At 72.8% G+C, this 23,643-nt stretch carries 24 protein-coding genes; 2 read left to right on the top strand and 22 right to left on the bottom strand.

Features of this window, described 5'->3' with window-relative positions; genetic code table 11:
• Positions 1 to 118: 118 nt before the first annotated feature.
• The 5 genes from HN031_RS09715 to HN031_RS09695 all read right to left on the bottom strand — a co-directional run bounded on the left by HN031_RS09715 (position 119) and on the right by HN031_RS09695 (position 5,039).
• Positions 119 to 796 carry a methionine ABC transporter permease gene (locus tag HN031_RS09715; RefSeq protein ID WP_172269405.1) on the bottom strand — a complete coding sequence of 226 codons (678 nt, stop codon included), beginning with the start codon at positions 794 to 796 and terminating at the stop codon, positions 119 to 121.
• A complete protein-coding gene (locus tag HN031_RS09710) occupies positions 793 to 1,821 on the bottom strand; it encodes a methionine ABC transporter ATP-binding protein (protein ID WP_172269403.1) in 1,029 nt (342 codons plus the stop codon). The genes HN031_RS09715 and HN031_RS09710 overlap by 4 nt, the downstream gene beginning before the upstream one ends.
• A 41-nt stretch (positions 1,822 to 1,862) precedes the next feature.
• The gene (locus HN031_RS09705) at positions 1,863 to 2,804 is read right to left on the bottom strand and encodes a MetQ/NlpA family ABC transporter substrate-binding protein (RefSeq protein WP_172269401.1); all 942 of its coding nucleotides are present in this window, start codon (positions 2,802 to 2,804) and stop codon (positions 1,863 to 1,865) included.
• A gap of 190 nt (positions 2,805 to 2,994) precedes the next feature.
• The gene (locus HN031_RS09700) at positions 2,995 to 3,945 is read right to left on the bottom strand and encodes a hypothetical protein (protein WP_172269399.1); all 951 of its coding nucleotides are present in this window, start codon (positions 3,943 to 3,945) and stop codon (positions 2,995 to 2,997) included.
• Positions 3,942 to 5,039 carry a sulfotransferase family protein gene (locus tag HN031_RS09695; RefSeq protein WP_367650716.1) on the bottom strand — a complete coding sequence of 366 codons (1,098 nt, stop codon included), beginning with the start codon at positions 5,037 to 5,039 and terminating at the stop codon, positions 3,942 to 3,944. Before HN031_RS09695 ends, HN031_RS09700 begins: the two co-directional genes overlap by 4 nt.
• Positions 5,040 to 5,098: 59 nt before the next feature.
• Between HN031_RS09695 and HN031_RS09690 the strand changes: the two genes are divergently transcribed.
• The gene (locus tag HN031_RS09690) at positions 5,099 to 6,211 is read left to right on the top strand and encodes a glycosyltransferase family 2 protein (RefSeq protein ID WP_172269397.1); all 1,113 of its coding nucleotides are present in this window, start codon (positions 5,099 to 5,101) and stop codon (positions 6,209 to 6,211) included.
• Positions 6,212 to 6,390: 179 nt separating this feature from the next.
• On the opposite strand, the gene HN031_RS09685 is transcribed toward HN031_RS09690, so the two are convergent.
• The 3 genes from HN031_RS09685 to HN031_RS09675 all read right to left on the bottom strand — a co-directional run bounded on the left by HN031_RS09685 (position 6,391) and on the right by HN031_RS09675 (position 8,873).
• On the bottom strand, positions 6,391 to 7,350 hold the full coding sequence (locus HN031_RS09685; protein ID WP_172269395.1) for a glycine betaine ABC transporter substrate-binding protein: 960 nt from the start codon (positions 7,348 to 7,350) through the stop codon (positions 6,391 to 6,393).
• 63 nt (positions 7,351 to 7,413) lie between these two features.
• Positions 7,414 to 8,193: an ABC transporter permease gene (locus HN031_RS09680; protein ID WP_367650715.1), complete on the bottom strand. Its 780-nt coding sequence runs from the start codon at positions 8,191 to 8,193 to the stop codon at positions 7,414 to 7,416.
• Entirely contained in the window at positions 8,172 to 8,873 is a 702-nt protein-coding gene (locus tag HN031_RS09675) for an ABC transporter permease (protein ID WP_172269393.1), read from the bottom strand. The genes HN031_RS09680 and HN031_RS09675 overlap by 22 nt, the downstream gene beginning before the upstream one ends.
• Before the next feature lie 73 nt (positions 8,874 to 8,946).
• On the opposite strand from HN031_RS09675, the gene HN031_RS09670 reads away from it, so the two are divergent.
• On the top strand, positions 8,947 to 9,906 hold the full coding sequence (locus tag HN031_RS09670; RefSeq protein ID WP_172271548.1) for an ABC transporter ATP-binding protein: 960 nt from the start codon (positions 8,947 to 8,949) through the stop codon (positions 9,904 to 9,906).
• 33 nt (positions 9,907 to 9,939) lie between these two features.
• Here the strand turns inward: HN031_RS09670 and HN031_RS09665 are convergent, their stop codons facing one another.
• The 14 genes from HN031_RS09665 to dacB all read right to left on the bottom strand — a co-directional run bounded on the left by HN031_RS09665 (position 9,940) and on the right by dacB (position 23,570).
• Positions 9,940 to 11,040 (bottom strand): GNAT family N-acetyltransferase, encoded by a 1,101-nt coding sequence (locus tag HN031_RS09665; RefSeq protein WP_367650714.1) that lies wholly within the window; start codon positions 11,038 to 11,040, stop codon positions 9,940 to 9,942.
• Between the two features lie 255 nt (positions 11,041 to 11,295).
• The gene (locus HN031_RS09660) at positions 11,296 to 11,892 is read right to left on the bottom strand and encodes a hypothetical protein (protein ID WP_172269391.1); all 597 of its coding nucleotides are present in this window, start codon (positions 11,890 to 11,892) and stop codon (positions 11,296 to 11,298) included.
• Between the two features lie 9 nt (positions 11,893 to 11,901).
• Positions 11,902 to 12,396 carry a DUF3180 domain-containing protein gene (locus HN031_RS09655; RefSeq protein ID WP_172269389.1) on the bottom strand — a complete coding sequence of 165 codons (495 nt, stop codon included), beginning with the start codon at positions 12,394 to 12,396 and terminating at the stop codon, positions 11,902 to 11,904.
• Between the two features lie 7 nt (positions 12,397 to 12,403).
• Complete coding sequence (gene folK, locus HN031_RS09650) at positions 12,404 to 12,973, bottom strand: 2-amino-4-hydroxy-6-hydroxymethyldihydropteridine diphosphokinase (protein ID WP_172269387.1); 570 nt, start codon at positions 12,971 to 12,973, stop codon at positions 12,404 to 12,406.
• Positions 12,966 to 13,340, bottom strand: a complete 375-nt coding sequence (folB, locus tag HN031_RS09645; protein WP_172269385.1) for a dihydroneopterin aldolase — start codon at positions 13,338 to 13,340, stop codon at positions 12,966 to 12,968. Before folB ends, folK begins: the two co-directional genes overlap by 8 nt.
• Positions 13,337 to 14,203: a dihydropteroate synthase gene (gene folP, locus HN031_RS09640; protein ID WP_172271544.1), complete on the bottom strand. Its 867-nt coding sequence runs from the start codon at positions 14,201 to 14,203 to the stop codon at positions 13,337 to 13,339. Before folP ends, folB begins: the two co-directional genes overlap by 4 nt.
• A 32-nt stretch (positions 14,204 to 14,235) precedes the next feature.
• Positions 14,236 to 14,853 (bottom strand): GTP cyclohydrolase I FolE, encoded by a 618-nt coding sequence (gene folE, locus HN031_RS09635; protein WP_172269383.1) that lies wholly within the window; start codon positions 14,851 to 14,853, stop codon positions 14,236 to 14,238.
• On the bottom strand, positions 14,850 to 16,907 hold the full coding sequence (gene ftsH, locus HN031_RS09630; RefSeq protein ID WP_172269381.1) for an ATP-dependent zinc metalloprotease FtsH: 2,058 nt from the start codon (positions 16,905 to 16,907) through the stop codon (positions 14,850 to 14,852). The genes folE and ftsH overlap by 4 nt, the downstream gene beginning before the upstream one ends.
• A gap of 91 nt (positions 16,908 to 16,998) precedes the next feature.
• Positions 16,999 to 17,550 (bottom strand): hypoxanthine phosphoribosyltransferase, encoded by a 552-nt coding sequence (hpt, locus tag HN031_RS09625; RefSeq protein ID WP_172269379.1) that lies wholly within the window; start codon positions 17,548 to 17,550, stop codon positions 16,999 to 17,001.
• A gap of 9 nt (positions 17,551 to 17,559) precedes the next feature.
• On the bottom strand, positions 17,560 to 19,305 hold the full coding sequence (locus HN031_RS22300) for an ATP-binding protein (RefSeq protein ID WP_172269377.1): 1,746 nt from the start codon (positions 19,303 to 19,305) through the stop codon (positions 17,560 to 17,562).
• A gap of 64 nt (positions 19,306 to 19,369) precedes the next feature.
• On the bottom strand, positions 19,370 to 19,744 hold the full coding sequence (locus HN031_RS09615; protein WP_172269375.1) for a response regulator: 375 nt from the start codon (positions 19,742 to 19,744) through the stop codon (positions 19,370 to 19,372).
• 105 nt (positions 19,745 to 19,849) lie between these two features.
• Entirely contained in the window at positions 19,850 to 20,824 is a 975-nt protein-coding gene (gene tilS / locus HN031_RS09610) for a tRNA lysidine(34) synthetase TilS (protein WP_172269373.1), read from the bottom strand.
• The gene (locus HN031_RS09605; RefSeq protein ID WP_172269371.1) at positions 20,821 to 21,837 is read right to left on the bottom strand and encodes a zinc-dependent metalloprotease; all 1,017 of its coding nucleotides are present in this window, start codon (positions 21,835 to 21,837) and stop codon (positions 20,821 to 20,823) included. Before HN031_RS09605 ends, tilS begins: the two co-directional genes overlap by 4 nt.
• Positions 21,838 to 22,094: 257 nt before the next feature.
• Entirely contained in the window at positions 22,095 to 23,570 is a 1,476-nt protein-coding gene (gene dacB, locus HN031_RS09600) for a D-alanyl-D-alanine carboxypeptidase/D-alanyl-D-alanine-endopeptidase (protein WP_172269369.1), read from the bottom strand.
• Positions 23,571 to 23,643 lie beyond the last annotated feature (73 nt).

Here is a 23,643-nt window from a genome sequence, read left to right as displayed (position 1 = left end):
ACTGCGATCAACCTCGAGCCTACGCCTGCGGATTCCGTGGTGGAACGCCAGCGGGCGTGACGCACGCCACGTGATCGACCGGGCCACGACAGCCGGTGAGCGGAGCAGACGTGCGGGATCAGCGCCGCAGCACGCGGCGGGCGAGGACGTTGCCCGCCAGCTGCACGACCTGGACGAGCGCGACGATGATGAGCACCGCCGTCCACGTCACGACGGCGTCGAACTGACGGAATCCGTACTGCAGGGCGAAGTTGCCCAGCCCGCCGCCGCCGACCACGCCGGCGACGGCGGTCATGTCGACGATCGCCACGAAGACGAAGGTGTAGCCCAGCACCAGCGGGCCCAGCGCCTCGGGCAGCACGACCGTGCGGATGATCCGGGCGCGGCTCGCGCCGACCGACCGGGCCGCCTCGATGACGCCGGGGTCGACCGTGACGAGGTTCTGCTCGACGATGCGGCTGATGCCGAAGGTGGCCGCGAGCGTCAGCGCGAAGATGATCGCCGGGTTGCCGATGCCGGTGCCGACGACCACCCGCGCCAGCGGCTGCACCGCGGCGATGAAGATGACGAACGGGATCGGCCGGAAGAAGTTGACCAGCACGTTGAGCACGACGTTGGCGGGGCGGCTGGCGTAGAGCCCGCCGCGGCGGGTGACGTACAGCGCCAGGCCGAGCAGCAGGCCGAGCACGCCGCCCAGCCCGAGGGTGAGCGCGACGATGTAGAGCGTCTCGTAGGTCGCCTGCCACACGAGCGGCCAGAGCTCGCCGATGTTGGTGTCGATCGCGAGGGCGGTCATCGGGCCAGCTCCGTGGTCGGGACGAGGTCGCGGACGGCGCCCACCGCGGCATCGACGGCAGTGGGGTCGCCCTCGAGCGCCAGCGTCAGGTTGCCGAACGTCTCGCCCTGGACCTCCTCGATCCCGCCGTAGACGAGCTCGAAGCGCACGCCGTGGCGCAGCAGCTCCGCGAACACGTCGCTCTGGCGGACCTCGTCGCCGCGGAAGGCGAGCTTCACGAAGCGTCCGGCGTGACGGGCGTGCAGCGCGGCGAGCGCCTCGGCGTCGGGCTCGTCGTCGACGATGGTCGCGACGAAGCGCCGCGTGACCGGTTGCTGGGGGTCGGACAGCACCCGCACCACCGGCCCCTCCTCGACGATGCGCCCGGCCTCCATCACGACGACGCGGTGGGCCAGGCTGCGCACGACGTCCATCTCGTGGGTGATCACCACGATGGTGATGCCGAGCTCGCGGTTGACCCGGCGCAGGAGGGCCAGCACCTCCTGGGTGGTCTCGGGGTCGAGGGCGCTGGTCGCCTCGTCCGCGAGCAGCAGGCTCGGGTTCGTGGCCAGCGCGCGGGCGATGCCGACCCGCTGCTTCTGGCCCCCGGAGAGCTCGTCGACGTGGCTGTGCGCCTTGTCGGCGAGGCCCACGAAGTGCAGCAGGTCCGAGATCCGCTTGTTCTGCTCGGCGCCCGGCACGCCGGCCACCTGCAGCGGGTAGGCGATGTTGCCCCACACGGTGCGCGAGCGGAACAGGTTGAACTGCTGGAAGATCATCCCGATGCCGAGCCGGACCTCGCGGAGCTCGCGCTCGCCGAGGTCGGTGACCTCGCGGCCCCCGACGCGGACGCTGCCGGAGGTCGTGGTCTCGAGCGCGTTGATCAGCCGCACGAGGGTGGACTTCCCGGCGCCGGAGTAGCCCACGATGCCGACGATCTCGCCGGCCTCGACGCTCAGGTCGACGCCGCGGATCGCCTCGACCGCGGCCCCGCCGCGAGCGGCGGGGAAGGTCTTGTGGACGTCGGTCATCTCCACGAGTGGCATCGGGGCTCCTCCTCCTCGTACGGCGTGCGGGGCGCCGCGGACTACTGGCGGGCCTCGGTGTCGGCCACGACCTCGTCGAGGGCCGCCTGGAGCTCGTCCTGGGGGACCTGGACGAGCTCGGCGGTGCCGCCGGAGACGTCCTGGACCCCGTCGAGCACGGCCTGCGTCGTCTGGTAGACCTCGACGAGCTTGGCCAGCGTGGGGTCGTCCCGGTCCTCGGCGCGGACCGCGAACACGTTGACGTACGGCAGCGCCTTGGGGTCGTCGGCGTCGTCGGTGGCCAGGGCGTCCTCGAACTCCAGGCCGGCCTTCTCCACGAAGTCGTTGTTGACGATCGCCGCGGCGACGTCGGGCAGCGAGGTCGGCGTGAGGTCGGCCTTGATGGCCTTGACCTCGACCCGGGACGCGCTCTCGTCGATGTCGGCGAGCGTGGAGTAGATGCTGCCGCCGTCCTCGAGGGTGATCAGGCCGGCCGACTGGAGGATGAGCAGCGCGCGGGCCTGGTTGCTGTCGTCGTCGGGCACGACCACGGTGTCGCCGTCCTGGATCTCCTCGACGGAGTCGACCTTGGTGGAGTAGAGGCCGAGCGGGTAGATCGCGGTCGAGCCGAGCGGGACGAGGTCGTCGTCGTTGGCGACGTTGTACTCGGCGAGGTAGACGAGGTGCTGGAACTGGTTGACGTCCAGCTCGCCCTCGCTCAGCGCGGGGTTGGGCTGGGTGTAGTCGGCGAAGTCCTTGACCTCGACGTCGATGCCCTCCTCCGCGGCAGCGTCCACGAGCACCTGCCAGTAGGGGTCGCTCGCCCCGACGGTGCCCAGCACCACCTTCGCGTTCTCCTCGCCGCCGGCGGCGCCGGCCTCGTCACCGCCGCGCGACCACAGGACGCCGGCGACGACGGCGAGGACCGCCAGCACGGCGATGCCGATGATGACGGGCGTGCGCCGCGAGGAGGGCGGCGCGATCTGGGGGAGCTCGGAGGACATGGTGGAGCCTTTCGACGTACGCGGCGGTGGGCCCGGTCCGCGCGCGCCATAACTCAACTAAGTCACTGCGCAAACTCGACCAAGGCCACGAGGACCATAGACCGGTGGAACCGTCGCGCAGCGGACCCGTATGCCCGATCAGCCTGTGAACCGGGTCACGGAGGGGGAGTCGCCGGCAACGGGCGGTGCCTCAGGCGCGCAGGTGCAGCCTCGCGTGGTCCGGGTCGTCGACCACGAACGGCCGCGGGGCACGCGGCAGCCAGGCGTGGGTGACGTGGTCGACCACGTGCACGCCCTCGGGCGCGACGATCTCGACGACGCCCTCGGGCACCTCGCCGGAGTGGAGCGCGTTCCAGACCAGCCACTCGCGACGCTTGCGGCGGTTGCGGATCGAGGTCGCGAACGACTCGGGGTTGGTCCAGTGGGCGAACTCGTCGCCGTCGAGCCACTTGAGCTCGACGCACAGGCCCTGCGGCAGCGCGAACATCTCGATCCGCTCCGGGGTCGTGCGGATCTCCCACTCGGGAGCCTTGGTGTAGACGTAGTCGGGGCTCATCGGGAAGCCCCACTCCTCGATGTTGCGCAGCCCGAGGTCGAGGAAGGCCCGGCTCTCGGACTCGATGTAGAGCCCGTGGCGCGGGAAGCGGATGACGGCCTCGGCCATCCCGACCTGCCAGGACAGGTCGGCCATCGAGACCTCGCCCTCGGTCGTCAGGACCATGTCTCCGTCCCACTTCCAGGAGTAGCGGGTGCGGACGTGGGAGAAGCACCAGTTGTAGAAGTAGGCGAGGGAGTGCACCGAGCGCTCGTTGACCGCGAGGTGCTCGGCACCCGCGCGGGCCACCTGGAAGGGGTACTCCTTCAGCGTGAACCGGTCGGAGAGGCCGTGCTCGGCCGCGACCCGCAGGGCCTCCTCGCCCGTGCCGTCGTCGGAACCGTTGTCGACGAGCAGGACGTGGTCACAGGCGCGCAGCAGCGGCGGCAGCACGAAGCGCAGGCCCGGCGCCTCGTTCTTCACGCGCAGCACCGCGGTCGCCCCGCGGCGGAGCCCGCCGGGCTGGTTCCACGGCCAGACGATGTCGAAGTCGGCGTGCCCCTCGATGTTGGTCAGGCCGTGACCGGAGCCGATGGGGACCGTCACCGGTCGTCCCGCTCGCGCCCGAGCGCCTTGCGGACCCCGCGACGCACCGACGGCGGGATCGCGGCGCGCACGTCGTGGGGCACGCGGTCGGCCAGCGACCGCGACGGCGCCTCGGCGGCGGACTCGGCGAGCGCCTGCCGGCGACCCTGCAGGCGGGCGTGGACCGAGCTCGAGCGACTGATCGCGGCGGCCTCCTCGTAGAGGTCGACGTACTCCTCGCGGAGCTGGTCGAAGGTGGCGCGCGCCTGAGCGGTGTCGCCGCCCTCGTCGGCGAGCTTGTTGAGCTCCTCCCACGTCTGGCCGGTCAGCTCGTGGAGGCGCCGGGGCAGGGCGAGGTCGTCGAGCGTGGCGGTGACGCGGCGCAGGTTCGGGTCGATGAAGCGGTGTACCTCGCGGATCTGGTCGCTGCGCGTGTGGATGATCGTCTGCAGCCCCAGCGCGTGGCCCAGGGCCGTGCTGGTGCGCACCCAGTCGGTGAGCAGGTCCTCGTAGCGGACGAACACGCGCCCGCCGTCGCCCTCGGGCGGCCGCGTCGCCCGCTCGGTGTGGAGCAGCATGTTGACCCAGCTGGCCGCGAGGTGCGCCGAGCCGAGCTTGTTGGCGTAGTACTTCTGCTTGGAGCCGACCACCTCGGCCGGCGGGCGGAGCATGGTGGCGAAGACCGGCGTCGCGCCCGTACGGATCGCGGCGACGCGCCACAGGCCGAGGAACCAGCTCAGCCGGGGGTCCTTGACGACGAGCTCGGGGTGCTCGGCGAAGTGCGGCTCGAGCCACTCGCTGACCCGGATCCGGGCGGGCTCGCGGCTGCAGATGCGGCCGGTGTCGAACCACGCCGTGGGCCGCGAGTCGCTGACCTGCACGAGGGCCTCGGCGAGCCACTGGTCGTGGACGTCGACGACCCACTGCGGCTCGCTGAACCCGCGGGGGTTGGAGTCGTCCGGCGGCACCTCCGGCAGCGGTACGTGCATGCCGAGGCGGGAGACGATGCCGGCGAGCGTGCTGGTGCCGCTGCGCCCGGCGCCGGCGACGAAGAGGACCTTCCGCGGCACTCCGTCGGGGTTCATCTCGTCGATCGCTCTGGGCTGCTCGGTCACGGCGGGCAGCCTACCGGCGGGCCCGGCTCCCGAGCCGCGCACCACTAGGCTCGCGCGACATGAAGCGGCTGTTCTCCCGGGCTCCCCTCCTCGGCGTGGTGGTCCCCGCCTGGGGCGTGGAGGACTACCTCGACGACTGCGTCCGCTCGCTGCTGGCGCAGACGCACACGCGGTGGGAGGCGGTGGTCGTCGACGACGGCGCGACCGATCGGACCGGCGAGATCGCGGACGAGTGGGCACGCCGGGACAGCCGCATCAGCGTCGTGCACTCGGCCAACGGCGGCCTCGGCGCGGCCCGCAACCTCGGCGTCGCGCACGTGCGCGGCGACTACCTCGCGTTCCTCGACTCCGACGACGTCCTGCCGCCGACGGCGTACGCCGACCTCGTCGGGGCCCTCCAGCGGTCGGGCTCCGACTTCGCGACCGGGTCGGTGGTGCGCTGGGAGGGTGACCGGCTGGTCGAGCCGCCGTGGATGCGCCGGCTGCACCGGCCGCTGCGGGGCGCGCGGATCGAGGACCGGCCCGAGATCCTCGGCGACGTCTTCGCCTGGAACAAGGTGTGGCGCCGGTCCTTCTGGGACGCGGCGGGCCTGGCGTGGCCCGAGGGCCTGCGCTACGAGGACCAGCCCACCACCACCCGGTCGTTCCTCGACGGGTCGTTCGACGTGCTCGACGAGGTGGTCTACCGCTGGCGCATCCGGGAGGGCTCGATCACCCAGAGCCGCGCGTCGTCGATGGAGGACCTCGCCGACCGGTGGGAGACCAAGCGGCAGGCACTGGCGTCCGTACGCGCGCACGGCTCGGCTGAGGTCGAGCAGGTCTTCGTCGACCGGGTGCTGGCCGGCGACCTGTGGCGCTACTTCCTGCTCGTGCCGGGGGCTCCCGACCCGTGGTGGCGGCTGCTGCGCGCCGGGGTGCTCGAGCTGTGGGGGCAGCGCTCGCTGGTGCACAGCGGGCTGCCGCCGGTGCACCGGCTGGCGGGGTGGCTGGTCGCCGAGGACCGGCGCGCGGACGTGGTCTCGCTGATGGAGTGGGCGGGGACGCTCGACGGCCCGGCACCCCGGGTGCAGGACGTCGCCACCGGCGCCTGGCGGCTCTCGGTGCCGCACACGGTGCTCGACGACAGCACCGTGCCGCCCGAGGCGCTGGCGCTGCGGGAGCACGAGGTGTGAGCTCGGCCCCGTCGGCGGTCCCCCGTCGCGCTGCCGCTCCACCACGCTGCTGCTTCACGACGCTGCTGCTTCACCACGGTGTGCAGACCGCGGGCACTCCCCTCGGTCACGTGATCGAGGGACGTGCCCAGGCGGCTGCACACCGTGGTGAACGGCGAGGCTGAACGGTCAGGCTTGGATCAGAGCAGGCCCTCGGACTCGAGGAACTCCTGCGCGACGGCGGCCGGCTCCTCGCGGTCGATCTGGACCTGGACGAGCAGCTGGCCGAGCGTCTCGTTGTCGAGCGCGGCCATCAGGTCGTTGAGGGTGCCCTCGACGTCCGGGTGGTCGGCGAGGAAGTCCGACGACACGGCCGGGACGAGGTTCTGCGCGGGCTGGATGCCCTTGTCGTCCTCGAGCAGCAGCAGGCCCTGGTCCTCCAGGGTGCCGTCGAGCGTGCTGGTCTGGCCGATCTGGGCCTCACCGTCGAGCACCGCCTGGAACGTCTCGGTCGAGGCGTAGCCCAGCGGCTCGAGGGTGATGTCGATGCCGTAGGTGTCGACGAGGCCCTTCTCGCAGTCGGTGCGGCCCTTGCAGTCCGGCGCGGCGGCGAGCGTGACCGCCTGCCCCTCGAGGTCGGACAGCTTGGTGACGCCCTCGGCGTCGGAGAACTCCTGGCTGGCGAAGTAGCCGTTGGCGGAGAACGCCTCCGAGGGCTCGAGCAGCGTGATGCCCTTCTCCTCCAGCAGGGTCGCCCCGGCGTCGATCGTCTCCTGGGCGTCGCTGGTGGAGAGCGGCTCGGCGTCGGGACCGTTGGCGTCGGTGTTGAGCTGGTCGACGATGCCGGCGACGTACTCCGGCGCGATCTGGACGGCGTCGGGCATCTCGTTGAGGTAGACCGGGCGGGTGTCGACCAGGCGGGTCTCCACCTCGTAGCCCTCGGCCTCGAGGACCTCCTGGTACATCGCGGTGACGAGGGCTGCCTCGTCGAAGCTCTGGCTGCCGATCACCACGGAGGTGCCCTCGCCGGAGCCGCCCGAGCCGGAGCCCGAGGTGGTGGGGTCGTCGTTGTCCTCGGCGAGGTCGTCGCCGGCGCAGCCGGCCAGCAGGGCGGCGAGCGCCAAGCCGGTCACTGCCATGAGCGGACGTCGTACGTGCATGTCCTTCAACCTTCTGTGTCCCGTGGCCGAGCCACGCGTGTCCGGTGATGCGAGCGGTGCCGCTCAGCCCCCGGTGGGGGCCTCCGTCACCGTAGCCGAGCGCACCGACAACGCCTCATCACGATCCGGTGACGGACCCCGCGGCATGGGGTCGACCGCCCGCTGCAGGGCCGCGGCGACCACCTCCAGCACCAGCGCGACGACGGCGACGACGACCGCGCCGGCCATCCCCTGGGCGTAGTCGTTGCGGGCGAATCCCTCGGTGATGATCCGGCCGAGACCGGGCCCCGCGACCAGCGCCGCGATGGTGGCCGTCGCCCAGACCTGCACCAGCGCGAGGCGTACGCCCGAGGCGACCACCGGCAGCGCGAGCGGCAGCTCGACCCGCCGGAAGCGCTGCGCCGACGACATCCCCATGCCGTCGGCGGCCTCCAGCACGTCGGGCGACACCTCCCGCATCGCGACGTAGCCGTTGGTGATGAGCGGCGGCAGGGCGAAGAGGACCAGGGCGATGAGGGTGGCCAGGCCGGCGCGCCCGTAGGGACCGAAGTCGGCGGAGCCGGGCCAGTCGGCGGCCACCAGCAGCGCGAGCAGGGCGAAGGTGGGGACCGCACGGCCGACGTTGGAGACGTTGACGGCGAGGAAGCCGCCGCGACCGATGTGGCCCAGCCACAGCGCGAGCGGCAGTCCGAGCAGCATGGCGGCGACGAGCGCCGTGGCGGTGAGCAGCAGCTGCTCGAGCAGCCGGGCCACGAACCCGCCGGCGCCCGTCCAGCTGTCGGGGTCGAGGAGGTACTGCCAGGTCTCGGCGAAGAGCTCCATCAGCGCGTCCCCGCCGTCCACGGCGTCAGCACCCGTTGCAGCACCACGAGCAGGACGTCCAGCACCAGCGCGAGGACCACGCACAGCACGGCCGCGGTCATGAGCTCGGCGCGGAAGTCGCGGGCGACACCGTGCGAGATGAGGTTGCCGAGCCCTCCGTAGGACACCAGGGTGCCGACGGTCGTGAGCGCGATCGTCGACACCGCCGCGACGCGCAGCCCGGCCATCGCGACCGGCAGCGCGAGGGGCAGCTCGACGCGGGTCAGCATCCGCGCCCGGCCGTAGCCCAGCCCGCGCGCCGCCTCGCGCACCTCGTCGGGCACCGAGCGCAGGCCGTCGAGCAGCGCCCGCACCAGGATCGTCAGCGCGTAGAGCCCGAGCCCGATGACCACGGTCGCCGGGGAGAGCCCGGTGAAGGGCACCAGCAACGGCAGCAGCGCGAGCGACGGGATCGTGTAGAGCCCGGCGCTGAAGCCGAGCACCGCCGACTCGAGCCGCGTGTAGCGGCGGGCGAGCAGGGCGAGCGGGAAGGCCAGCACCACGCCGAGCGCCAGCGCGGCGAGGGTGATGGCGACGTGCTGGACGAGCGCGTCGGTGATCTGCTCGTGCCGGTCCTCGACGTACTGCCAGCAGAACCACTCGTTGACGAACCGGCTGTAACAGCTCGGCTCCGCCGCGCTCACCAGTAGTGTCACGAGCATGGACGCTACCGCCTCGGTCGCCGGATCGACGCCACCCGCGAGGACCGGCGGGGCCACCGGCTCGAGTGACGCGATGATCCGCCTCGAGGGGGTCGGCAAGACCTATCCCGACGGCACCGTCGCCGTGCACGAGCTCGACCTCGACGTCGGCCGCGGCGAGATGGTCTGCCTCGTGGGCCCGTCGGGCTGCGGCAAGTCGACGACGCTGAAGATGATCAACCGGCTCATCGAGCCGACCACCGGCCGCATCTGGCTCGACGGCCACGACGTCACCGGGGAGGATCCGGTCGCGATGCGGCGCGGCATCGGCTACGTCATCCAGCAGATCGGCCTGTTCCCCCACCAGCGCATCGAGCAGAACGTGATGACGGTGCCGCTGCTCTACGGCGAGTCGAAGGCCACCGCCCGCGAGCGGGCCCACGAGCTGCTCGCGACGGTCGGGCTCGACCCCGAGCAGTACGCCCGCCGCTACCCCCACGAGCTCTCGGGCGGGCAGCGCCAGCGCGTCGGCGTCGCGCGGGCGCTGGCGGCCAACCCGCCGGTCCTGCTGATGGACGAGCCGTTCGGCGCCGTCGATCCCGTGGTGCGCCGCGGGCTGCAGGACGAGTTCCGCCGGCTCCAGGAGGAGCTCGGCAAGACCGTGGTGCTCGTGACCCACGACATCGACGAGGCGATCCGCATGGGCGACCGGGTGGCCGTCTTCGCCGTCGGCGGCCGGCTCGCCCAGTTCGCCACCCCCGTCGAGCTGCTCGCGCGCCCGGCCGACGACCAGGTGGCCGACTTCGTGGGCGCCGGCGGGCTGCGCGGGCTCTCCGTCACCCGGCTGCGCGAGGAGCACCTCGAGCCCCTCGACGGCGTCTCCACCGGTGACCTCGGCTCGGCCATCGACATCGACTCCTCGCTCGAGGAGGCGCTCGCCGCGATGCTGCGCCACGACAAGCCGATGGTCGGCGTGCGTCGCGGCCCGACGTTCCTCGGCGTGCTCACCCCGGCCGGGGTGCACCGGGCGCTGCGCGAGTCCCTGCGCGCCTAGCGCTACGTGACCGGCACGCTCGTTCCTCGCGTGCTACGTGACCGGCACATCCCGGTGCCAGGACTCGGTGACGTACGTGGTGCCCCAGCCCATCGCGGTGTAGATCCCGTCCGCGCCGGTCGGGGAGTCGGCGTCGACCTCGAGACCGACGCGGTCGCGGCCGCGCGAGGCCGCGTCGGCGATGATCGTGCGGAGCAGGCCGGAGGCGACGCCGCGGCCCCGGGCGGACTCGAGGACCCCGAGGTAGGCGACGTACGACCCGTCCGGGCCGGTCGCGGACTCGCTCACGCTGCCGACCAGCGCGCCGGCCGGCTCCACCGCGCCGGTCGCCTCGTCCGCGACCTCGGCGAGCCACCAGTGGTCCCAGCGGTGCCCGGGGTCCTCGCGCAGGCGGTGGATGAACTCCTGGAAGGTCTCCCCGGCGGAGTTGAAGTGGTCGGTGAAGGCCCCCTCGAGCACCTCGTGGACCGCGCGCAGGTCGGCCTCGTCGGGCATGCCGTCCGAGTCCGGGCCGCCCTGCCGCTCGACGAGGCGGAAGACGACGCCCTTGCGCTCCCAGCGCGCCGGGTCGGGCACCAGCTCCGCTTCCGCTGGCTCGACGGAGCGGCTCATCTGCCACCAGGTGCGGACCTTCTCGAAGCCGGCTGCGGCCAGCCAGGCGTGCTGGCGCTCGTCGTCGGCGAACGCGCCCGTGTCGATCTGCTGCACCTCGAGCCCCCGCGCGGCGCCGACTGCCCGCGCCTGCGCCTCAGCCCACTCGAAGAGGACGGCGCTGCACCGGTCGGCCACCGCGTCGTCGACCGCGCGGTCGACGATGTGGACGAGGAGCATCCGGCCCTCGGCGCGGTCGTGGACGCTCCCCCACGCCCGGACGACGCCGTCCGGGTCGCGCACGACGACGTTCTCCCGCATCAGCAGGCCGCGCTCGGAGACCTCGACGAGGACCTCGTCCGTGCCCGAGCCCGCCCAGCCGCGGCCGGCGCGCTCGTGGCCGCGCAGCAGCTCCGCCAGCCGCTCGACGGTGGCCGCGTCGGCGCCGTCAGGTGCCTCGACGACCCAGCCGCGAGGCAGGCCCGGGTCCTTGGGCAGCGCGTCGGCGGGATCGCTCTCGAACCTGTTGTCCTCGGGGATCACGGTCGGCCATTGTTCCGTACGCCGTCGCGGCCCACCCCGGCGGTGAGTGAGGCAGGGTCCGGATGCAGAAAACCTGCCTCACTCACCGCTCGATCGCCTCGGCGGTGCGTGAGGCAGGTTCTGCGTCACGAGAAGCTGCCTCACTCACCGCTCGATCGCCTCGGCGGTGGGTGAGGCAGGTTCTGCGTCACGAGAAGCTGCCTCACTCACCGCCCGGCGGGGCAGCACGGGCCGGCGGTGAGACAGGGAGGGCGGTCAGGCGCTGCGGTGGGCGCTGCGCGCGACGGTGGCGCGCAGGGCGTCGAGCTCGGCCTCGAGCTCGGCGACGATCACGATGGCCTCGGCGGCGCGCCCCTCGGCGTCGTCACGACCCCGCTCTGCGATCTCGCGGCCACGCTCGGCGGCGTCGGCGCGACGGGCTTCCTGGCCGCGCTTGAGCTGCGACTCGGCGGCGGACTTCTGGGCCGTCGACAGCGCGCGCTCGAGCACGGCGAGCGCCTCCTCGCGGTCGGCGATCTTGCGGCGCATGTCGGCGGCGAAGGCGGCGGCCTCCTCGGTGCGCTGCTCGGTGAGGACGCGGTAGTCCTGGGCCTGCTGGGCGCGGTCGCGCGCGGCGTCGTGGCGGGCCTGCATGAGCTCGGAGTGGGTGATGCGGGTGGCGGCGGCCCCGAGGACGAGGGCCACCACGGCAGCGACTGCGGTCAGGCCGGCCGACGAGGACACCAGCGCGGCCACGACGACCGCGGCGGCGACGGCGAGGAGGACGACGGCGACGACCAGGCGCGTGCTGCGCTGGCGACGACGTGCCGCCGCGCGGGACGCCTGTGACTGCTGGGGCTGCTGGGAAGGCATGGCGCCACCCTAGGCCTGCGGCCGGCCCCCGTCCGCGCGACACGCACGCTCGAGGGCCAGTGAGGCGAGGGCCACGACCGCGCCGGCGACCGCCGCCACCAGGGCGCGCAGGATCCAGCGGTCGGCGTACTGCGAGTCGTCACCCAGCCAGCTGACGGCGTAGCCGACGTAGCCGGCGCCCACCAGCGTGCCGCCGAGCGCGCACGCCCGGGCCAGGACGAGGCGGTTGACCGCCTGGTGCGGCTCGAGCCGCTCGCCGCGCACCTGGACCGTCTGCCACGTGTGCCACGCGAGGAAGGACATGATGAGCGCGACGAGGACCAGCGCGAGGGCCTGGGACCACGAGACCAGCGGCGCGCTGCCACCGACGCGGACCATCAGCGGGTGGATCCCCCACCCGAGGACCAGCCCGACCACGGCGCAGGTCGTCAGCGCCCGCGCCGACGTCGGACGCAGCGACCCGTGTGGCTCCGACGGCTCGTCGTCCGGTCCGGGCTGGCTCACCAGCGGGTCACTCGACCTCGAGCGTGAGGTCGTCGCGCTTCTTGACTCCCGTCGAGTCCGCCGCCATCAGCAGGTCGGCGATGGGGCCGCGCTCGGGGAAGACGGCGTCGGGCTCGAGGTCGTGCCAGGGCTGCAGCACGAACGCCCGCTCGTGGGCGCGCGGGTGCGGCAGGCGGAGGAAGTCCTCGTTGGAGCGGCGGTCGCCGACGACGATGAGGTCGACGTCGAGCGTGCGGGGGGCGTTGCGGACGTGGCTGCGCTCGCGCTCGTAGGCGTCCTCGATCGCCAGCGCGCGCTCCATCAGGCGCGCGGCGGGCAGCGTGGTGTCGGCGAGGACGACTGCGTTGAGGTAGGGACCGGAGCCGTCGGGCGAGTCGACCGGGGCGGTCTCGTAGACCGGCGAGACGCCGGTGACGAAGAAGTCGGGGGTGTCGGCGAGCGCGTCCACCGCTCCCTGCAGGGACGACAGCCGCTCACCGAGGTTGGATCCGAGAGCGACCACCACCCGGCGGATCGGGTGCATCTCTCCGGTGAGGGAGTCGGCATCCACGAGGTTGGGATTGGGTGTCTCAGTCATGAGCGTTGCCTCGCGTTCTGGTGATCGTCAGCGCGACGTCCGAGTACGTCGCGTCGATGGGTGCATCAGGTTTGTGGAGCGTGACTCGCGCCCATTCAACACGAGTGTCCAACAGGCACACATCGGCGATGCGTTGCGCGACGGTTTCTATCAGGTCCACCGGATCGCGCTCCACGGCGGCCTTCACGTCGGCGGTCAGGGTGCCGTAGTTCACCGTCTCCACCAGGTCGTCGGTGGCGGCCGCGCGACGCGTGTCGATCCCCAGCACCAGGTCGACGACGAAGGTCTGCCCCTCGCGCCGCTCGAAGTCGAAGACGCCGTGGTGGGCCCAGCACTCGATGCCCGTCACGGACAGCTCGTCGGTCATGCGTGGTCCTCCCAGTGGGACAGCGGGTCGGTGGCGTCAGCCTGTGGGGCGTCGGAGGACTCGCCCATCGCCACTCCCATCGCCGCGACGACGGCGAGCGCGTCCCGCGTGGCGCGTACGTCGTGCACGCGCAGGCAGTCGACGCCGCGGGCGGCCAGCAGGGCGACGAGGGCCGCGTGGGCGTATTCGCGCCCGTCCACGGGCCGCGGCTCGCCGTCGACGGTGAGCAGCCGGCCGAGGAAGGACTTGCGGCTCGCCCCGACCAGCAGGGGGCAGCCCAGCTCGCGCAGCGAGCCGAGCGAGGCCAGCAGCTCCCAATTGTGGTGGCCCTCCTTGGCGAAGCCCAGGCCCGGGTCGAGGACGACCCGCTCGCGCGGCACCCCGGCCGCCTCGATCGCCTCGAGGCGGTCGCCCAGCTCGCGGCGTACGGACTCCACCACGCCGTGCGGGGAGTAGTCGGCGAAGTCGCGCATCCGGTCGGCGTGCGCGCGCCAGTGCATGGCGACGTAGGAGGCGCCGTGGTCGGCGACGACGTCGAGCACCCGCGGGTCGGCCAGGCCGCCCGACACGTCGTTGACGATCCGTGCCCCGGCGGCCAGCGCCGCCTCGGCGACCTCGGAGCGCATCGTGTCCACGGACAGCAGCGCACCGCTCGCGGCGAGCTCGCGGATCACCGGCACGACCCGGTCGAGCTCCTCCTCGACGAGCGGGCGGGTGGCGCCCGGGCGGGTGGACTCGCCGCCGATGTCGAGCAGGTCGGCCCCCTGGGCGAGGAGGGCGCGACCGTGGTCCACCGCCGCCTCGGTGGTGTCCCATCGGCCGCCGTCGGAGAACGAGTCCGGGGTGACGTTGACGACCCCCATCACCCGGGGAGCACGTGGGCGGCGGCCCTCGGTCACCTGGTGCCCGAGATCAACGCCATCGCCTCGGCGCGGGTGGCCTGGTTGGTCAGCATCGCGCCGCGCACCGCGGAGGTGATCGTGCGCGCGCCGGCCTTGCGCACGCCGCGCATGGTCATGCAGAGGTGCTCGGCCTCGATCACGACGATCACGCCGCGCGCCTCGAGGATCTCCATGAGCGAGTCGGCGACCTGGGTGGTCAGCCGCTCCTGCACCTGCGGGCGCCGGGCGTAGACGTCGACGAGCCGGGCCAGCTTGGACAGCCCGGTGATCTTGCCGGTCTCGGCGGGGATGTAGCCGACGTGGGCGACCCCGGTGAACGGCACGAGGTGGTGCTCGCACATCGACCACAGCTCGATGTCACGGACCAGCACCATCTCCTCGTGGCCGATGTCGAAGGTGGTGGTCAGCACGTCGCGGGCCGTCTGGCGCATGCCCAGCGTCATCTCGGCGTACGCCCGTGCGACCCGCGCCGGCGTGTCGAGCAGGCCCTCGCGGGAGGGGTCCTCCCCCATCGCCGCCAGCAGCTCGCGCACGGCTGCCTCGGCTCGCTCGTGGTCGAAGTCGGGCACCTCCTCGGGCGCCCGCTCCGGGACCGTGATCGGGTCGGTCACGGAGCGTCCGGGTGCGGCGGCGTCGGGGTGTCCGGGCCGAGCTCGGGGGCGCCGTGGATGTCACCACCGGCACCCGGGGGCGTCAGGATGGCGCCGCCCGAGGACTCCGGGGCGAGCGCGCCCGCGTGCACGCGGTCGCGGATCTCCTGCGGGATGTCGACCGGCGGGATGGTCGAGGGCACCCGCTCCGGCGAGCCGGTCCAGGCCGGTCGCGCGGACCGACGGTTGAGCGGCTCGAAGATCGTGGCGATCTCGCCCTTGTCGAGGGTCTCCCTGTCGAGGAGCGCCAGCACCAGGGAGTCGAGGACGTCACGGTTGGTCTCGAGGATCTCGAAGGCCTCCTGGTGCGCCTGGCCCAGCAGCTTCTTGATCTCCTCGTCGACCGCGGCGGCGGTCTCCTCGGAGTAGTTGCGGGTGTGGCCCATGTCGCGGCCCAGGAACGGCTCGGAGTTGCTGTCGCCGAGCTTGACCGCGCCGAGGCGCTCGGTCATGCCGTACTGGGTCACCATCGCGCGGGCCAGGCTGGTGGCCTTCTCGATGTCGTTGCCGGCGCCCGACGTGACGTCGTGGAAGATCAGCGCCTCCGCGGCCATGCCGCCGAGCATGTAGGCGAGGGAGTCGAGCATCTCGCTGCGCGTCTGGGAGTACTTGTCGCGGTCGGGCAGGACCATCGTGTAGCCGAGCGCACGGCCGCGCGGCAGGATCGTCACCTTGTGCACCGGGTCGGTGCCGGGCAGCGCCGCGGCCACCAGGGCGTGGCCGCCCTCGTGGTAGGCGGTGATGAGCTTCTCGCGCTCGCTCATCAGGCGCGTACGACGCTGCGGGCCGGCGATGACGCGGTCGATGGCCTCGTCGAGGGCCTCGTCGGTGATCATCTTGGCGTTGCCGCGAGCGGTGAGGAGCGCGGCCTCGTTGAGCACGTTGGCCAGGTCGGCGCCGGTGAAGCCGGGCGTGCGGCGCGCGATGCTGAGCAGGTCGATGTCCTGCGCGATCGGCTTGCCGCGCGAGTGGACCTTGAGGATCTGGTGGCGGCCGTTGAGGTCGGGGGCGTCCACCTGGATCTGGCGGTCGAAGCGGCCCGGGCGCAGCAGCGCGGGGTCGAGGACGTCGGGGCGGTTGGTGGCCGCGATCAGGATGACCCCGCCGCGCACGTCGAAGCCGTCCATCTCGACCAGCAGCTGGTTGAGGGTCTGCTCGCGCTCGTCGTGGCCGCCGCCCATGCCGGCGCCGCGGTGGCGTCCCACGGCGTCGATCTCGTCGATGAAGACGATGGCGGGTGCGTTCTCCTTGGCCTGCTCGAACAGGTCGCGCACGCGGCTCGCGCCGACACCGACGAACATCTCGACGAAGTCGGAGCCGGAGATGGAGTAGAACGGGGTGCCGGCCTCGCCGGCGACGGCGCGGGCGAGCAGGGTCTTGCCGGTGCCGGGAGGGCCGTAGAGCAGGACGCCCTTGGGGATCTTGGCGCCGACGGCCTGGAACTTGGCCGGGTCGGTGAGGAACTCCTTGATCTCGCCGAGCTCCTCGATCGCCTCCTCGCAGCCGGCGACGTCGCTGAAGGTCGTCTTCGGCATGTCCTTGGTGATCAGCTTGGCCTTGGACTTGGCGAACTGCATGACGCCGCGTCCGCCGCCGCCCTGGGCCTGGTTCATCAAGAAGATGAAGAGCAGGATGATGAGCGCGAACGGCAGGAGGGTCGCGAGCAGCGAGCCGAGGAAGCTCGGCTGGGGGGTCTCGGCCTTGTAGGACTCGATGGTCCCCTCGTCGACCTGCTCCTCCACGGCCGCGATCAGCGTCTCCTCCTGGCCGGTGACGTAGGAGGCAACGACCTTCTCCCCGCTGTCGCGGACGCCGTCGTCGAGCGTGGCGCGCATCTCGTAGTCGACGCCGTTGAACTCGATCTCCTCGACGTCACCGTCGGAGATGTAGGTGGAGAGGGTCGAGGTCTCGACCTCGTCGTAGCCGTCGCTGGGCGCGAGGAACTGGATCGCGAGCAGCACCGCGAAGGCGGACAGGACGATCCACAGCCAGGGACCCTTGAATATGCGCTTCACAGGTAACTTTCACCGGTTCGGAGTTGAGGAGGCGACGCTACACGCCGCTCGGGCGCTCATTCTTTCAGGCGGGGTGAAGCGGCGCCCGCGATCACGAGTAGACGTGGGGCGCGAGGGTGCCGATGTCGCGCAGGTTGCGGTAGCGCTCGCGGTAGTCGAGGCCGTAGCCCACGACGAACTCGTTGGGGATGTCCCAGCCGACGTACTTGGGCTCGACGGGCATCGAGAGGGCCTCGGGCTTGCGCAGCAGCGTGGCGATCTCGACGCTGGCCGGGTTGCGGCTGGAGAGGTTGTTGACCAGCCAGCTCAGCGTGAGCCCGGTGTCGATGATCTCGTCGACGATGAGCACGTCGCGGCCGCTGATGTCGGTGTCGAGGTCCTTGAGGATGCGGACCACACCGCTCGACTTGGTGCCGGACCCGTAGGAGCTGACGGCCATCCAGTCCATCTCGAGGTGGCGCGGCATGGCGCGGGAGAGGTCGGCCATCACCATGACGGCGCCGCGGAGCACGCCCACCACGAGGAGGTCGCGGCCCTCGTAGTCCTCGGTGATCTGGACCGCCATCTCGCCCAGCCGCTGCTGGATCTGGGCCTCGGTGAAGAGGATGTTGACCAGGTCGTTCTCCACGTGGGACGAGTCCATGGCTGAAGCCTAGGGCGTACGCCGCGCGCCCCCGCCGCCGGTCGGCGCGAGGGTCCGGCTCTCGCGCGGGTCCGCGCGGGAGTCCTCGTGCGGGCCCACGGGCAGGCGCGCGACGAAGGTGCTGCCCTGGCCGGACCGGCTGGTCACGTCGAGCTCGCCGCCCATCAGCTCCACGAGCTGGCGGCAGATCGCCAGGCCGAGCCCGCTGCCGCCGTAGGGGCGGGTCGTGGAGCCGTCCACCTGGCGGAAGGACTCGAAGACCGTCGCGAGGTCGTCCTCGGCGATGCCGATCCCGGTGTCCGAGACGGCGACCTCCACCGCACCGACGCCTCCGCCCGCGTCGGCCGCCGGGCGCACGTCGAGGCGTACACCTCCCTCCGGCGTGAACTTCACCGCGTTGTCGAGCAGGTTGCGCACGACCTGCAGCACGCGGGTCCGGTCCCCCGTCATCGTGGTGGGCACGCCCGGGGCGACCTGGTGCTCGAACCGGATGCCGGCACGGGCCGCCCGGGGCGCGTAGGCGCCGACCAGGTCGGCGACCACCCCCGCGACGTCAAACCGCTCCGCCGCCAGCGAGACCTGACCGGCCTCGATCCGCGAGAAGTCCAAGATGTCGTCCACGAGGGCCGTGAGGTGGTCACCCGAGCGTCGCATGGTGGCGAGGAGGTGCACCTGCTCCTCGTCCAGCGGTGTGTCCTCGAGCAGCTCGGCGGTGCCCAGCACCATGGTGAGGGGCGTGCGGATCTCGTGGCTCATGGTCGCGAGGAACATCGACTTGGCCCGCGACGCGTCGAGCGCGGCGTCGCGCGCGAGCTCCAGCTCGCGCAGCGCGCGCTCCTCGGAGCGCATCAGCCGGGCCGTCCGGACGAACGCCAGGAGGGTCAGCGTGGTGGCGCCGACGACCACCAGGACGAGGTGGTCGAGCTCGTCGCGGGTGTCGGCGAAGAGCATGAGCACGGGAGGCACCAGCAGGGGGACGATCGCGATGCCCATCTGGACCATGCGGCCGTTGGGCAGAGCGGGACCGCGGTCCACCCCCGACTCGGCCGAGCGCCACGTGCTCCGGGCCAGCAGCACCGGGGCGACCATCCAGGCGGCGTCCATGAGCAGCACGGCGTCGCCCTCGACGGACATCAGCCAGGCGATGTCCGCGGCCAGCCACAGGACGACGCCGATGCCGAACGACGCCTCGAGGTGCGCGCGCGCCGTCCGGCTCATCAGCACCCGGGCCACGAGCGCGAGCAGGACGGCGTCCGCCACGGGGTAGACCGACCACACGGCACGCACGTGCGGGGCGAGCTGCTGGTCGTTGACGATCGTGTGGATCGAGAAGTTCCAGAAGACCAGGATGCTGACGACCACGATCGTCACCGCGTCGAGCACCAGCGCCTGGGCGTCGCGACCCACCTCACTGCGGCGCAGCAGCACCCACAGCGCGGCGCACAGCACGACGTAGCTCGCGAACCACAGCGGGTCGGCCACCGACACGTCCGTGTCGCGCCCCTGCCACGCGAGCAGCTCCCAGGCGGTGTCGCCCAGCGCGGTGAGCAGGATGCCGGCCGCGACGAGCGAGCCGAACCGCCGGTGCTCCGCGGGGCTGCGGAGCGCTCCGACCCACGCCACCGCGCTGGCTCCCAGCAGGACGCCGAGGTAGACGAAGCGGTCGAGGGCAGCACTGTCCGCGACTGCGTAGACCCCCACCGCCGCGACGACGAGGGCGCCCACGCAGACCTCCACCCGAGTCCGCTTCCCCACGCGTCGGATCGTATGTCGACTGGTGGCCCGCGGTCCGGTAGTTGGGCGAGTTCGCCGTCCGGTCTCACCCCTCGGGTGCGGCGACGAGCTCGGCCACCACCTCGGCGAGGTGCTTGAGCGAGAACGGCTTGGTGACGTAGCGGGTCGCCCCGGCGGCGAACGCCTTCTCCCGGGTCTCCGCGTCGGCGTGCGCGGTGAGGATCACGATGGGCACGGAGCGCAGGTCGGGCAGCTCGCGGAGGCGGGCGCACAGCTCCCCACCGTCCATCGTCGGCATGCTCCAGTCGAGCACCGCGGCGGTGCAGCCCTCGGCCGTGGCGAAGGCCAGCGCGGCGAGCGGGTCACCGGAGCTGTGCACCTCGAAGCCACGCCGGCGCAGAGCGAAGACGATGAGGTCACGGATGTCGTCGTCGTCGTCGACGACCAGCACTCTGTCCATGGCTCCCCCGTTCCGGGCGGTGCGCCGTCGTCGGGCGCGCGATCCTCAGGTACCCACTCTGCACCGTCGTGAGGTGTCGCCGCTCCGTTGCTGGGTCCCGGACGCTCAACGGGCCTCGACCACGAGCAGTCCGTCGCGGCGCACGGCGCGCAGGTGGCCGGGGAGGTCGATCCACTTCTGGCCCCGCCAGCCGACGAGCAGCTTGTCGACCTCGAGGACGTGGTCGCGGGTCAGCTCGGACGCCGGGGCGCCGGCGTCGAGGGCGGCCCGGTGGACCACCCGGTGGCGCAGTGCCGGCGGCCGGGCGCCCAGGGTGGCGACGTCGAGGCCGCCGTCCCTGCTCACCTCGGCTAGCACCTCGGCGGCGAGCAGGTCGAGCAGGGCGGTGTCCTCGCGCAGCTGGTCGGCGGTGCGGGCGAGCGCCTCGGTGATCCCCGGGCCGAGCTCGGCCTCCAGCACGGGCAGCACCCGGTCGCGTACGCGCACGCGGGTGTAGCCGGGGTCGTGGTTGTGGGGGTCGTCCCAGGGCTCGATGCCCTCGACCAGGCAGGCGGTGAGGGTGTCGGTCCGGCGTACGCCGAGCAGCGGGCGCGCGAAGACGCCGAAGCCGGGCCGCATGCCCTGCAGCGAGCGACCGCCCGAGCCGCGAGCCAGGCCGAGCAGGACGGTCTCGGCCTGGTCGTCGAGGGTGTGGCCGAGCAGCACCGTGCGGGCGCCGAGGTGGGAGGCGACCTCCTCGAGGACGGCGTACCTCGCCTCCCGCGCGGCGGCCTCGGGACCAAGGCCGGAGACGGCGTCCACCGTGACGCGCGCGGTGAGCGTCTCGTCGACGCCCATGGCGGCGAGCTGGGCGACCACTCGGTCGGCCTGGGCGGCCGAGCCGGGTTGCAGGCCGTGGTCGACCGTCACCCCGACGACGCGGAGGTCGCGCTTGTGGCCCTCGAAGACCGCGGCCGAGGCCAGGGCCAGCGAGTCGGCCCCGCCGCTGCACGCGACGGCGACGACGTCGCCCGCGGACAGGCCGGACAGCGCCGCACGGACCGGGAGCCGGACCGCCGCGACGGAGGGGTGGAGCGTCACAGCACCCGGGCGACCCAGGCGTCCGGATCGCCGATCTCGTCCTTCGACGGCAGCGTCTCCGGCCCGGTCCACACGGCGTTGAACTGCTCCATGCCGACCTTGTCGACGACGTGGCGGACGAAGACGGCCCCGTCGCGGTACTGCGCCATCTTGGCGTCGAGGCCGAGCAGCCGCCGCAGCAGCTTGTCGAGCGTGCCGACGCCCTGGCGGCGCTGGTTGAACTTGGTGCGGATCTGCGCGACCGACGGGATGATGCTCGGGCCGACGCCGTCCATCACGACGTCCGCGTGGCCCTCGAGCAGCGACATGACGCCGGTGACCCGGTCGAGGATCTCCTTCTGCTCGGGCGAGGACACGATGTCGACGACGCTGGCGTTGCCGCCGCGGATCGCCTCGGCCCCGCGCCGCAGCCCGTCGAGCAGCGCGCTCGGCTCGATGGTGTCGGCGACGGCGTTCATCTGGGCCATCAGGTGGTCGCCCAGCCACGGGTTCGCCGTGAACTGCACGCGGTGGGTCTCCTCGTGGAGGCACACCCAGAGCCGGAAGTCGCTCGGGTCGGCGGAGATCTCCCGCTCGACGTGCACGATGTTGGGCGCGACGAGCAGCAGCCGGCCGTGCGGGTCGTGGAAGGGGTCGAACTGGCCGAGCACCTTGCTGCCGAGGAACCCCAGCAGCAGGCCGACCTCGGCGCCGGTGACCCGCGAGCCGATGGCGGCGGACAACCCGGACGGGGCGCCCTTCTTCTCGGTGAGCTTGTCGACGATCGGCGTCAGGATCTTGGCGAACCCGTCGGCGTTGGCCTGCAGCCAGCCGCTCCGGTCCACGACGAGCACCGGCGCCGTGCCGGCCGTCGTCCGCAGCCCGGTGAACTCGCTGACGAGCGGCGTCGACCTGGCCGCCCCCTCACGCAGCTCGATGACGGCGGCGGCCGCCTCGTCGGCGGACACCTCGGGCCCCGGGCCGGCGACCTTGGACCCCACGGTGACGGCGAAGTCCCAGTCGATCAGGTTCATGTCCCGACCCTAGCCGGGCGCGAACAATCCCTCCCCCGCCCAGGGAGGGGGTCCCCGGCGCGCCCGCGACGTGCAGGAGGAGCGAGCCGGACAGGCCCATGCGGGACCGACTCCTCGAGCGTTCCTCCAACTTCTGGGGGCGTACACGCCTCGACATGTTCGGGTTTCCCCGCATAGGCGGGGAAACCAGCGCGAGACAGACGGGGAAACCAGCGCGAGGGCAACCACCGCAGCGAGGCGGTCAGACGCACCGCCCGTCAGGCACCACAGCGGCACGCCGCGAGCGCCGCGGCGGCGCGGTCGAGGGCCTCCTGGGCGTCGTACCTGTTCTCCGGCCGCGTCCTGTCGGCGGCGAGGACGAAGGCCATCGGGGTGCCGTCGCGCCCGACGGCGATCCCGGCGAGGGCGTTGACCCCGGTGAGGGTGCCGGTCTTGGCACGGACCAGGCCGCGCGCGACGGCGGGACCCTCGGCGAAGCGGTAGGTCAGCGACCCGGTGAAGCCGGCCACCGGCAGGCCGGTGACGAGGCTGCGCAGGTCCTCGCCCTCGGGCGAGGCGGCGTGCTGGAGGAGCTCGAGGACCGTCGCGGTGGACACCCGGTTGCGCCGCGAGAGCCCGCTGCCGTCGTACACCTCGTCGCCGCGGCTCTCGATGCCCCGCCAGGCGAGCGCCTCGAGCACGCCGGTGGCGCCGGCCTCGAAGGAGCCCGTCTCCAGCATCGCGATCCCGACGTGGTGGGCCACGACCTCGGCGCCCTCGTTGTCGCTGACGTCGATGATCCGCTCGCCGATCTGCGACAGCGGTGCGCTCTCGACCGCGGCGAGCTCCTCCGCGCCCGGGGGTACGACGACCCGCCGCGGCTGGCCGGTCACCCGGAGCCCGGCGGCGCGCAGGCCCTCGGCGAAGGCCCGGGCGGCGGCCAGGGAGGGGTCGTCGGAGCGGGACTGGCCGTCGGGCTCGACGCCGCTGTCGACCATGAGCGCGGTGATGGGGCTGACGATGTCGTCGGGGACGTAGTCGCGCCGCCAGGCCGGGTTGTCGGTGGGGCCGGCGAAGAGGCTGTCGTCGAAGCGGACCCGAACCGGCGCCTTCCCGCCGAGCGCCTCGGCCGCCTCGAGGGCGAGCGTGGTGACGTCGGCGCGGGCGGGATAGGTGGTGGCCGCCTCGGTGAGCGAGAGCGGCTGGCTGGCCAGCAGCGGGTCTCCCCCGCCGACCAGCACCACGTCGCGCGGGCGGTCGCCGCGCACCACGCGGGTCGTGAAGCGGCGGTCCGCGCCGATCACCGCCAGGGCGGCGCCGACGGTCAGCAGCTTGGTGGTGGAGGCGGGCAGGTAGCGCTGCTCCTCCGTGCTCCACCCCGCGGGGCCCGGCGTCAGCGACGTGACGGCTGCGACGACGTGCCGGCCCAGGTCGGGGTCGGCGAGGTCGGGCGCGAGGGCGGCCGCGACCGCTTCGGGATCGATGGCCGCCGAGGTGTCGACGGGGTCCGCGCCGGCGGACGCCGGTGCCCAGTCCGGCAGCTCGAGCCCGGCCGGCGGGAGCACCTGCTCGGGCTCGGTGGCCGGGTCGGCGGCGAGGCCGGGCAGGTAGCGCTGGCCCCACTCGAAGCGGTACGCCCCCACGGCCGCCGCCAGCAGCGCGAGCACCAGCAGCGTCGGCACCCACGTCGACACCCACGCCCACACCGGGTGGCGTACGTCACGTCGGCTCCGGGACCCTCTCGCTTCGCGCATCGGGGCCATTGTGCGCGAGACTGCGTGCACAAGCGTCCGCCGGGCTTCCGGCCGGCGCAGCTGAGTGCGAGTG

The sequence above is a fragment of the Nocardioides sp. zg-1308 genome (genome assembly GCF_013155375.1).
In the GTDB taxonomy this organism is placed as follows: domain Bacteria; phylum Actinomycetota; class Actinomycetes; order Propionibacteriales; family Nocardioidaceae; genus Nocardioides; species Nocardioides renjunii.
The sequence above is the reverse complement of the archived record's forward strand: the minus strand, read 5'-3'. Positions and strand labels throughout refer to the sequence as shown.